This is a genomic window from Streptomyces fuscigenes (genome assembly GCF_021556455.1).
GTDB lineage: Bacteria > Actinomycetota > Actinomycetes > Streptomycetales > Streptomycetaceae > Streptomyces > Streptomyces fuscigenes.
On record NZ_JAKGCV010000189.1, the window covers coordinates 1 to 10,538 of the forward strand.

Genomic DNA, 10,538 nt, shown 5'->3' on the forward strand with positions numbered 1-10,538 from the left:
CTCCCGCTCCCCCGCCACGGCCCGTCCCGCGACCGGCTCCCCGGCCGCCGCGGGGCGCCGGCCCGCCGCCCGGGCTCAGCTGGTCTCGGTGACCTTCGCCAGCGCGCGGGGCGCGTCCGGGTCCTGGCCGCGCGCGATCGTCACCTCGTACGCGAGCAGCTGGAGCGGCAGGATCTCCAGGATCGGCTGGACCTCCTCCGCGACGCCCGCCGTCGGCAGGACGAACCCCGCCGACGCCCCCAGGACGGCCGCCTCGTGGCCGACGACGCACAGGTCGGCCCCCCGGCCCCGCAGGCGGTCCAGCACCGGCCGCAGCGCCTCGCCGCCCCGCCCGTCCGGCACGACGGCGACGACCGGGGAGATGTTGTCGACCATCGCGAGCGGCCCGTGCAGCAGGTCGGCGCCGGAGTAGGCGAGCGCCGGGACGTAGCTCGTCTCCATGAGCTTGAGCGCCGCCTCCTTGGCCGTCGGATAGCCGTAGCCGCGCGAGGTGAGGACCATCCGCTCGGCGAAGCGGTAGCGGGCGGCGAGCGAGCGGACCTCGTCCTGGCGGCCGAGCACCCGCTCCGCGAGTCCGGGCAGCCCCGCGGCCGCCGTCCCGTCGCCTTCGGCGAGGCCCTCCACGAAGAGGTAGAGCGCCAGCAGGGTCGCCGTGTACGTCTTGGTGGCGGGCAGCGCCCTCTCGGGGCCCGCCAGGACGTCGATGTGGAACTCGCAGACCGCGGCCAGCGGCGAGTCGGGGCTGTTGGTGACGGCGAGCGTGACGGCGCCGGCCTCGCGGGCCGCGCGGGTGGAGGCGACGAGGTCGGGCGAGCCCCCGGACTGGCTGACCGTGATCATCAGCACGTCGGTGAGGTCGGGGCGCGCGCCGTAGGCGGTGACGGTCGACATGGAGGCGAGGCCGCACGGCAGGCCGCGCCGGATCTCCAGCAGGTACTTCGCGTACAGCGCGGCGTTGTCCGACGTGCCGCGCGCGGACAGCAGGACGAAGCGGGGCCGGCGCGCGGCCACGGCCCGGGCCGTCTCCCGGATGGGCCCGGCACCCTCGTCGAGGATCCGGCGCAGCACGTCGGGCTGCTCCGCCATCTCGCCCGCCATGACCGCACCGGGCTGCTCGCTCGCTGACATCTGCCCGCCTCCACCCGCGTCCGTCGGCCGCCGCCGCGCGCTCCGGGGACCGGGGGCCCGGGTGCGAGTGCGCGGCAGGCGCGTTCTCCCCGCGTTCCCCCAGTCGACCACGGCAGGAAGCGGACCCGCCATCCGGCGCGGGGGGCCGGTCTGCTAAATTGGTCTATACCACATGTCGGACGCGGGCTCGACCGCAGCGGGGATGGGCAGGAAAAGCGTGGAAGTCGTCATCGTCCAGGATGCCGCCGCCGGCGGCGAGACCGTTGCTCAGAGCATCGCGCAGCTGCTGCGCGCCAAGCCGGACGCGCTGCTCGGCGTCGCCACCGGCTCCACCCCCGGCCCCGTCTACCGGGCGCTGACCGCGAAGGTCCGGGCGGGCGAGGTCGACGCGTCGGCCGCGCGCATAGCCCAGCTCGACGAGTACGTCGGGCTGCCCGCGGGCCACCCGGAGTCGTACCGCTCCGTGCTGATGCGCGAGGTGGTGGAGCCGCTCGGACTCGGCGCGGCGTCCTTCATGGGACCCGACGGCAGCGCCGAGGACGTCCGGGCCGCCTGCCTCGCGTACGACGGCGCGCTCGCCGCCGCGGGCGGTGTCGACCTCCAGTTGCTCGGGATCGGCACGGACGGGCACATCGGCTTCAACGAGCCGTGCTCCTCGCTCGCCTCGCGGACCCGCATCAAGACGCTGACGGAGCAGACCCGCGTCGACAACGCGCGCTTCTTCGACGGCGACATCGCGCAGGTCCCCCGGCACGTCATCACCCAGGGCATCGGCACGATCCTGGAGGCCCGGCACCTGGTGCTGCTCGCCACCGGGGAGAACAAGGCCGACGCGGTCGCGCTCGCCGTCGAGGGTCCGGTCGCCTCGGTCGTGCCGGCCTCCGCGCTGCAACTGCACCCGCACGCCACGGCCGTGGTGGACGAGGCCGCCGCGTCCAAGCTCAAGCTCGGGGACTACTTCCGCGCGACGTACGCGGCCAAGCCCGCGTGGCAGGGCCTGTAGGCCCGGGCCCTCCGCCCGCCCCCGCGGCCCGCTCCTTCCCGCCGAAGGGGCGGGCCGCGGCGCGGGCGCGCCCCGGTGAGAGCAGGCACTCCCCCGCGCACGGCACGACGGTGCCGGGCCGCCCCGCTGGGGGCCGCCCGGCACCGTCGTGCTGTCCCGCTCCCGTTCAGCGCCGCCCGGCGATCACCTCCGCGGCCGCCTGTGCGCACACCCGGGCGGCGCCGTGGGTGGCGATGTGCAGGGCTCCTCGCGGCGGCGCCACGTCGAGGCCCATCTCGACGACCGTCGTGCCGGGCCGTTCGGCGGTCAGCTGGTCCAGCGCGCGGGCGGTCCAGGGGTGGCGGTGCACGTCGCGCACCGCGATGACGAGGGGCCGTCCCGCCGAGGCGCCGAGCACGGCGCCCGGCGCGTAGGTGTCCTCGGTGTACGTGTCCGACTCGGTGCCGGGCAGCAGCCGTGCGAGCTCCGGGCCGACGCCCCAGGGCGTCCGGGTGCCCACGGCGATGTTGGCCGCGCCGCCGAGGACCGCGACGTACGCGGGGCCCGTCAGGGCTTCGGCGGTACCGGTGACCCGCAGGGCCCGGCGCGCGGCGACCAGTCCGACGGGGTCGCCGGACGCGCTCCCCTCCTGCTCCGGCGCGCCGGGGCGCGCCGCCCTCGCCCGCTGCGTCCAGTCGGCGAGCGCGCGCACCCGCGCGGCCGCGTCGGCCAGTCGCTCCTCGGGCAGTTCCCCCTCGCGCACGGCCGCGACGATCGCGTCGCGCAGCCGCAGCACGGTCCCCTCGTCGAAGGGGCCGCCGCCGACGCAGATGGCGTCGGCCCCGGCCGCGATCGCGAGGGCCGTGCCGTGTTCGGTGCCGTAGGTGGCGGCGATGGCGTCCATGTCCATGCCGTCCGTGATGATCAGGCCCTCGAAGCCCAGCTCCTCGCGCAGCAGCCCGGTGAGGATGCGTCCGCTGAGGGTGGCGGGGCGGTCGGGGTCGAGCGCGGGCGAGATGATGTGCGCGCTCATGACGGCCTTGGCGCCGGCCGCGACGGCCGCCCGGAACGGCAGCAGGTCGCGGGAGCGCAGCGTGTCGAGGCCCACGTCGATGCGCGGCAGCGCGTGGTGCGAGTCGACGGCCGTGTCCCCGTGGCCCGGGAAGTGCTTCGCCGAGGCGGCGACGCCCGCGCTCTGCAGGCCCTCGACGTACGCGGCGGAGTGCCGGGCCACGAGCTCGGGATCGGAGCCGAACGAGCGCACGCCGATGACCGGGTTGTCCGGGTTGGAGTTGACGTCGACGGACGGCGCCCAGTCCAGGTCGATGCCGCAGGCGGCGAGCGCGCGGCCGAGGCTCGCCGCGACGTCGCGGGTCAGCGCGGTGTCGTCGACGGTGCCCAGCGCGTAGTTGCCGGGGACGGACGACCCCTGGCCGACCTCGATGCGGGTGACGTCGCCGCCCTCCTCGTCGACCGCGATCAGCAGGCCGGGGTGGTCGGCGCGCAGTTGGGCGGTGAGCCGGGCGAGCTGGGCCGGGGACTCGACGTTGCGGCCGAACAGGGCGACGGACGCGAGGCCCTCGTCCAGGCGGCGCAGCACCCAGTCCGGGGCCTCGGTGCCGGCGAAGCCCGGCTGGAGCACGGCGAGCGCGTCGCGCTCCAGGGTGCCTGCGCCCGTGAGGCCGGTGGCGGCGGCGGTCATCCCTTCACCGCCCCCGCGGTCATGCCGGAGCCGGCGCGCCGCTGCATGATGAGGAAGACGACCACGACGGGCAGCGTGAACAGCGAGGCCGCGGCCATGGTGGCGCCCCAGTCGTCGCCGAAGTTGGTCTGGAACTCGGTCAGCCACAGGGTCAGCGTCGCGCCGCTGTCCTTGTTGAGGATGAGCACGAGGGCGTACTCGTTCCACGCCGTGATGTAGCCGAACAGCGACGTCGCCATCAGGCCGGGCGCGAGCAGCGGCAGGACGACCCGGATGAACGCCTGGAAGCGGGTGCACCCGTCGACGAGGGCCGCCTCCTCCAGTTCCTTGGGCACGGCGGCGATGAACCCGCGCAGCGTCCAGACGGTGAACGGCAGGACCATCATCATGTAGAAGAGGGTCAGCGGGAGCAGGCTGTTGAGGGCGTCGCTGTCGCGGACGATCAGGTAGACGGAGATCGTGAGGACCTCCCAGGGCGCCATCTGCGCCATCATGATCATCAGGATGAACGCCTTGCGGCCCTTGAAGCGCATGCGGGCGACGGCGAACGCCGAGAGCGTCGCGACGATCAGCGACAGCAGTACCGCGCCGAGCGTGACGGTGAAGCTGTTGCGCACGAACGTCCAGAAGCCGGGGGCGTGCACGGCCTTGGTGAAGTGCGCGAAGGTCGCGTGGACCGGGAAGAACACCGGCGTGGAGGAGACGATGTCCAGGTCCGGCTTGAACGCCGTCGTCACCATCCAGTAGACGGGGAAGACGAAGAACACGAAGAGGACGACGGCGACGATGTTGGGCCAGAGCCGGCCGGCCAGGGAGCGCCTCACAGCTCGTCCTCCTCTTTCAGGATGACGCGGAAGTAGTAGGACATCAGGGCCGCCAGGATGACGATGGTGAGCATGGAGATGGCGGCGCCGGTGCCGAAGTGCTGGTTGCCGAAGCCCTCCACGTAGGCGTACACCGGCAGGGTCTCGGTGAGCCCCTCGGGCCCGCCCGCGTTCAGCGCGTAGACCTGGGTGAACGCCTTGAAGACCCAGATGATCTCCAGGAACGTCGTGCTCAGGAAGAACGGCTTGAGCATCGGGAAGACCACTTGCCAGAACGTGCGCCAGGCGCCGGCGCCGTCCATCCGCGCCGCCTCGAAGATCTCCGCGGAGACGGTCGTCAGGCCCGCGAAGAGGTTGAGCGCGACGAAGGGCAGGGAGCCCCAGACGACCAGCAGCGTGATCACGGCGAAGGTGGAGAGCTGGTGGCTGAACCAGTTGTAGTCGTGCATGGAGTGCCAGCCGACGGCGTTGAGGCCCCAGTTGACGACGCCGTTCTGGGTGTCGAACAGCCACTGGTAGACCGTGGTGGCCGCGACGTAGGGCATGGCCCAGGCGAAGACCAGTCCGATGGACAGCAGCAGCCGCATCTTCTTGCCGAGGCGGTTGAGCAGCAGTCCGATGAGCGAGCCGCCGACCATGATGAGGACGACGTTGACGAGGGTGAACGCGACCGAGCGGCCGGCGGTGTGCCAGAACTCGGAACTCGTCAGCTGGTCGGTGTAGTTGCCGAAGCCGTTCCACTCGGTGGTGTGCTGGATCAGCTGGAACGGTTCGAGGGTCTGGAACGAGATGAGCAGGTTGCGGACGAGCGGGTAGCCGAGCAGCAGTGCCGTCGCGGCCAGCGTCGGCAGCAGCAGCAGGTACGGCACGAAACGCGCGGCGCGCCCCGAGCCCGACGGGCGGGCCGGTCTGCCGGAGCCGGCGCTCCCGGCGACGGTGAGTGCGGCGGCGGCCGTCGGCGGGGTCACCGCCGGGTCGGGTCCCCTGGTCTTGGTGCCTCTGTACTGCGCGGCCATGCTTCTCGCTTCCTCGTACCGTCCGCTGCCAACGCTTCAGCCCGCCGCCGCCCCGCCCGCCGCGGTCCGCGGGGAGGCGGGGCGGCGGCGGGCGGGGAGCGGAGGGTGGTCGGGGCCTGCCCCTTGGGCTGAGCCGTTACTTCTGGCTGAGCCGCTTGTCCATCTCGACGTCGGCCTTCTGAGCGGCCGCCGACGGGGACTGGCCCTGCAGGACGCCCGTCATGAACAGCGTCGTGATCGGGTTGGGCGCGTTCTCGACGCTGCCCCACTCGGGGATCAGCGGCGTGGTGCCGCCGTTGGCGGCCGCGGCCGCGGAGACCGTGCCGAACTCGTTGCCCTGGAGGTTGGTGTTGAGCGCCGCCTTGTTCGGGACGACGCCGCCCTCCTTCGCGAGCGCGCCCTCGAACTGGTCCGACATGGCCAGCTTGAGGAAGTTCAGCGCGCCCTTGGGGTTCTTGGTCCCCTGCGAGATGGCGAGGTTCGAGCCGCCGAGGAAGACCGCGGCGGTCTTGTCGGCCGTCTTGCCCGGCATCGGGAAGTAGCCGATCTGGTCCTTCAGCTTCGGGTTCTTGGTGAGCGCGCCCGCGCCCTCCCAGCCGAGGCCGAGGAACGCGCCGACGTCGCCCTTGGCGAACACGTCGGACTGCTGCGGCGTCGCCTCGTCCTTGTCCTTGGGCGCCGTGCCGAACGAGTTCAGCTTCTTGTACAGGTTGATGGCCTGCGCGGCCTGCGGCGTGTCCAGGTTGGCCTTGTAGGTGTCGCCGTCCTTCTTGACGAGGTCGGCGCCCGCGTCGAGCAGCAGTCCGTCGAAGGCGTACCAGTCCTGGCCGGGCAGGTAGAACGCGTCCTTGGTGCCCTTGGCCTTGATCTTGCCCAGGTCCTTGAACAGCTCGTCCTGCGTCTTGGGCGTGGCGGTGATGCCCGCGTCGGCCCAGATCTTCTTGTTGTAGATGACGACACGGCTGGCCGCGTACCACGGCACGGCGATCTGCTTGCCGTCGAAGACCGCGGACTTGGACATGGCGGGCAGCCAGTCGGACGCGCCGAGCGCCGCCTTGTCACTGTCGAGGGCCTTCAGGCCGCCCGTCTGGGCGTAGTACGGGGTCTGCGTGTTGCCGACCTCGATCACGTCCGGCGGGGTCGACTCGGAGAGCGCGGTGGTCAGCTTCTGCTGGATGCCGTCCCACGGCTGCACCGCGATCTTGACCTTCTTGCCGGGGTACTTCTTCTCGTACGCCGCGGTGATCTGCTTCGTCCAGTTGGGCGGGTTGGAACCGCTCATCAACCACACGGTGATGGTATTTCCGGCGTCCCCGCCACTCGCCTTGCCGTCGCTGCCGCCGGAGCCGCCGCACGCGGCGACACCGATCATCATCCCCGCGACACCGATCGCCCCTATGAGCTTCCGCTTCACGCCACCCTCCTCAGGGAATCCCGCTACCCCCCGCCCACCGCGAAGACTGACGACACGTACTGCTCGGGCCGGGACGTGGTCTTTAATGGTTTAGACCAGTACCGGGGAGCTTGGCCTAGACCTTTAGGGGTGTCAAGGGTGTATAAGAAGGGCTGTCGTGTCCGTTATCGGACCGACACCTGAGGGAGGGCGGGCCAAGTCCCGACCACGGGGCCGTGTCCCAGCACCGCGCCGTGCCACCATGTGAGCCGCGACAGACGGAGGAGCCGGTGACGGCAGGAGCAGAGCCGGGAAGGCAGGTCATGGCGGACGGGGGAACCGGCACCACCGACACCGAGGGTAGCGGCGCACCCGTCACCCGGACCGCCCGGGTACCGAAGTATTACCGCCTCAAGAGGCATCTGCTGGACATGACGCGGACGATGCCGCCCGGCACGCCGGTGCCCCCCGAGCGCACGCTCGCCGCGGAGTTCGACACCTCCCGCACCACGGTGCGCCAGGCCCTCCAGGAACTCGTCGTCGAGGGCCGGCTGGAGCGCATCCAGGGCAAGGGCACCTTCGTCGCGAAGCCCAAGGTCTCCCAGGCACTCCAACTCACCTCGTACACCGAGGACATGCGGGCCCAGGGCCTCGAACCCACCTCCCAGCTGCTGGACATCGGCTACGTGACCGCCGACGACAACCTCGCCGGGCTCCTGGAGATCTCGGCCGGCGGCAGGGTGCTGCGCATCGAGCGGCTCCGGCTCGCCAGCGGCGAGCCCATGGCGATCGAGACCACGCACCTGTCCGCCAAGAGGTTCCCCGCGCTGCGCCGCTCGCTCGTCAAGTACACCTCGCTGTACACCGCGCTGGCCGAGGTCTACGGCGTGCACCTGGACCGGGCCGAGGAGACCATCGAGACCTCGCTCGCCACCCCCCGCGAGGCGGGACTCCTGGGCACCGACGTCGGCCTGCCCATGCTGATGCTCTCGCGCCACTCCGTCGACCAGGGCGGCGAGGCCGTCGAGTGGGTCCGCTCGGTCTACCGGGGCGACCGCTACAAGTTCGTGGCCACGCTGGAGCGGCCCGCGGGCTGAAGGGCCGCCCACCGGCACCGAGTCGGGGCCGCGCCGAAAGGCGCGCCGCCCCGGGCCGGACCGCCGCCGACCTCCGCGGCCCCGCGACCGAGCGACCCCGCGCCCCGCGCCCCGCGCCTCCGCGCTGAAAGAGACCGCCGAACCACGCCCCCCGCGGGCCCCGCCGCGGTTGTCCGACGATCGGCTGTTCGGTTCGGCGGGCAACGTTGCCGTTCCGATACGCGGACGGGGGGTGACGCGCCGCTTATCCCACGCTTAGATGGCCAGCGCACGACCAGGTGATCACGTGAGGGGGACGGAGCCCATGCCCGAAGTTCCAGAGGAACCCGACACCCCGGCCGGAGACCGGCCCCCGGTCGTGACGCCGCTGCGCGTGGTCATCGGCGTGTGCCTGGTGATCCCGTTCGTCGCGATGCTCTGGGTGGGCTCCTACGCACGGGTCGACCCGACGTTCATCGGGATCCCGTTCTTCTACTGGTACCAGCTGATGTGGGTGCTCATCACGACGGCACTCACCATGGTCGCCTACAAGCTCTGGCAGCACGACCAGCGTTCCCGGGCGGCCGCACGCGCCGGGCGTGAAGGAGGTGCCGCGCGATGAACGGCGGCGGTGTCAACGGCGTCGCGCTCGGCGTCTTCATCTTCTTCTTCCTCGCCGTGACCGTGATGGGTTTCCTCGCGGCCCGCTGGCGCAGGGCGGCCAACGACCAGAGCCTGGAGGAATGGGGCCTCGGCGGCCGGTCGTTCGGCACCTGGGTGACCTGGTTCCTGCTGGGCGGCGACCTCTACACGGCGTACACGTTCGTCGCCGTGCCCGCCGCGATCTACGCGGCCGGCGCGTCCGGCTTCTTCGCCGTGCCGTACACGATCCTCGTGTACCCGCTGATCTTCACGTTCCTGCCGCGCCTGTGGTCGGTCTCGCACCGCCACGGGTACGTGACGCCCTCCGACTTCGTGCGCGGGCGCTTCGGTTCGAAGGGCCTCTCGCTCGCGGTCGCGATCACGGGCATCCTCGCCACGATGCCCTACATCGCCCTCCAGCTCGTCGGCATCCAGGCCGTACTGGACGTGATGGGCATCGGCGGCGGCGACGGCACCAACTGGTTCGTCAAGGACCTGCCGCTGTTCATCGCCTTCCTCGTGCTGGCCGCGTACACGTACGTCTCGGGCCTGCGCGCGCCGGCGCTGATCGCGTTCGTCAAGGACGGCCTCATCTACATCGTCATCCTCGTCGCGATCATCTACATCCCGATCCGGCTGGGCGGCTTCGACGACGTCTTCGCGAAGGCCGCGCACGCCTTCTCGCAGGTCTCCCCGGCGACCGGCAAGCCGAAGGGCGCGCTCGCGCCGCCCGCCACCGGCCAGTGGGGCTACGCGACGCTCGCGCTCGGCTCCGCGCTGGCCCTGTTCATGTATCCGCACTCCATCACGGCGACGCTCTCCAGCCGCAGCCGTGAGGTCATCCGCCGCAACACCACGATCCTGCCGCTGTACTCGCTGATGCTCGGCCTGCTGGCCCTCCTCGGCTTCATGGCGATCGCGGCGGGGGTCAAGGTCACCAACGGCCAGCTGGCGATCCCGACGCTGTTCGCGCAGATGTTCCCGAGCTGGTTCGCGGGCGTGGCGTTCGCGGCGATCGGCATCGGCGCGCTGGTGCCGGCGGCGATCATGTCGATCGCGGCGGCCAACCTCTTCACCCGCAACATCTACCGGGACTTCTTCAAGCCCGACGCCTCGCCGGCGCAGGAGGCCCGCGTCTCCAAGCTGGTGTCGCTGCTGGTGAAGGTCGGCGCCCTGATCTTCGTGCTCGGCATGGACAAGACCGTGGCGATCAACTTCCAGCTGCTGGGCGGCATCTGGATCCTCCAGACCATGCCGGCGATCGTCAGCGGCCTGTTCACCCGCTGGTTCCACCGCTGGGCGCTGCTCGTCGGCTGGGCGGCCGGCATGGTCTACGGCACGCTCGCCGCGTACGGCGTCGCGAGCCCGACGCAGAAGCACTTCGGCGGCTCGTCGGCGGAGATCCCGGGCATCGGGCAGATCGGCTACATCGGCATGACCGCGTTCGTGCTGAACGTGCTGGTCGCCGTCGTCCTCACGTTCGCCTTCCGGGCCTTCAAGGCGCCCGAGGGCACGGACGAGACCACCGCGTCCGACTACGTGGCCGACGCGGGCGACAAGGACGTGAAGGTGGAGCTGCCGCCGGCGCCGGTCAACTGACACGGCCCCGGGGCCGGGACCGCACGCGGGCCCGTTCCCCGCTCCCGGGCTACCGGGCTACCGGGCCTCGGGGTCTCCGGGTCTCCGGGCCCCCCGCGGGACGCAACCCCCGCGGAAGCACCGGGCAGGCGCACGGCGGCGGGCCGCCGGCACCCCCTCACCGGGGCGCCGGCGGC

General features: G+C 71.9%; 9 protein-coding genes. 4 read left to right on the top strand and 5 right to left on the bottom strand.

Going from position 1 to position 10,538, the window contains the following annotated elements; all coding sequences use genetic code 11:
- Window positions 1–75 precede the first annotated feature (75 nt).
- On the bottom strand, window positions 76–1,128 hold the full coding sequence (locus L1885_RS16415; RefSeq protein ID WP_235797864.1) for an SIS domain-containing protein: 1,053 nt from the start codon (window positions 1,126–1,128) through the stop codon (window positions 76–78).
- Window positions 1,129–1,345: 217 nt separating this feature from the next.
- On the opposite strand from L1885_RS16415, the gene nagB reads away from it, so the two are divergent.
- A complete protein-coding gene (gene nagB, locus L1885_RS16420) occupies window positions 1,346–2,131 on the top strand; it encodes a glucosamine-6-phosphate deaminase (protein WP_235797865.1) in 786 nt (261 codons plus the stop codon).
- Between the two features lie 166 nt (window positions 2,132–2,297).
- Here the strand turns inward: nagB and L1885_RS16425 are convergent, their stop codons facing one another.
- The 4 genes from L1885_RS16425 to L1885_RS16440 all read right to left on the bottom strand — a co-directional run bounded on the left by L1885_RS16425 (window position 2,298) and on the right by L1885_RS16440 (window position 7,066).
- Window positions 2,298–3,812, bottom strand: a complete 1,515-nt coding sequence (locus L1885_RS16425) for a glycoside hydrolase family 3 protein (protein WP_235797866.1) — start codon at window positions 3,810–3,812, stop codon at window positions 2,298–2,300.
- Window positions 3,809–4,636 (bottom strand): carbohydrate ABC transporter permease, encoded by an 828-nt coding sequence (locus L1885_RS16430; protein WP_235797867.1) that lies wholly within the window; start codon window positions 4,634–4,636, stop codon window positions 3,809–3,811. Before L1885_RS16430 ends, L1885_RS16425 begins: the two co-directional genes overlap by 4 nt.
- Entirely contained in the window at window positions 4,633–5,652 is a 1,020-nt protein-coding gene (locus L1885_RS16435) for a carbohydrate ABC transporter permease (protein ID WP_235797868.1), read from the bottom strand. Before L1885_RS16435 ends, L1885_RS16430 begins: the two co-directional genes overlap by 4 nt.
- 136 nt (window positions 5,653–5,788) lie before the next feature.
- On the bottom strand, window positions 5,789–7,066 hold the full coding sequence (locus L1885_RS16440; RefSeq protein ID WP_235797869.1) for an extracellular solute-binding protein: 1,278 nt from the start codon (window positions 7,064–7,066) through the stop codon (window positions 5,789–5,791).
- A gap of 302 nt (window positions 7,067–7,368) precedes the next feature.
- On the opposite strand from L1885_RS16440, the gene L1885_RS16445 reads away from it, so the two are divergent.
- The 3 genes from L1885_RS16445 to mctP all read left to right on the top strand — a co-directional run bounded on the left by L1885_RS16445 (window position 7,369) and on the right by mctP (window position 10,362).
- Window positions 7,369–8,142, top strand: coding sequence for a GntR family transcriptional regulator (locus L1885_RS16445; RefSeq protein ID WP_235797872.1), 774 nt, complete (start codon window positions 7,369–7,371; stop codon window positions 8,140–8,142).
- A 304-nt stretch (window positions 8,143–8,446) separates the two neighbouring features.
- On the top strand, window positions 8,447–8,743 hold the full coding sequence (locus L1885_RS16450; protein ID WP_235797870.1) for a DUF3311 domain-containing protein: 297 nt from the start codon (window positions 8,447–8,449) through the stop codon (window positions 8,741–8,743).
- Window positions 8,740–10,362 carry a monocarboxylate uptake permease MctP gene (mctP, locus tag L1885_RS16455; RefSeq protein ID WP_235797871.1) on the top strand — a complete coding sequence of 541 codons (1,623 nt, stop codon included), beginning with the start codon at window positions 8,740–8,742 and terminating at the stop codon, window positions 10,360–10,362. The genes L1885_RS16450 and mctP overlap by 4 nt, the downstream gene beginning before the upstream one ends.
- Window positions 10,363–10,538 lie beyond the last annotated feature (176 nt).

What these genes read in the sequence shown, in the direction of transcription:
- L1885_RS16445 (WP_235797872.1), top strand. Translation starts at nt 7,369, where the DNA reads ATGGCGGACGGGGGAACCGGCACCACCGACACCGAGGGTAGCGGCGCA.
- L1885_RS16450 (WP_235797870.1), top strand. Translation starts at nt 8,447, where the DNA reads ATGCCCGAAGTTCCAGAGGAACCCGACACCCCGGCCGGAGACCGGCCC.
- L1885_RS16415 (WP_235797864.1), bottom strand. Translation starts at nt 1,128, where the DNA reads ATGTCAGCGAGCGAGCAGCCCGGTGCGGTCATGGCGGGCGAGATGGCG.
- L1885_RS16435 (WP_235797868.1), bottom strand. Translation starts at nt 5,652, where the DNA reads ATGGCCGCGCAGTACAGAGGCACCAAGACCAGGGGACCCGACCCGGCG.
- mctP (WP_235797871.1), top strand. Translation starts at nt 8,740, where the DNA reads ATGAACGGCGGCGGTGTCAACGGCGTCGCGCTCGGCGTCTTCATCTTC.
- L1885_RS16425 (WP_235797866.1), bottom strand. Translation starts at nt 3,812, where the DNA reads ATGACCGCCGCCGCCACCGGCCTCACGGGCGCAGGCACCCTGGAGCGC.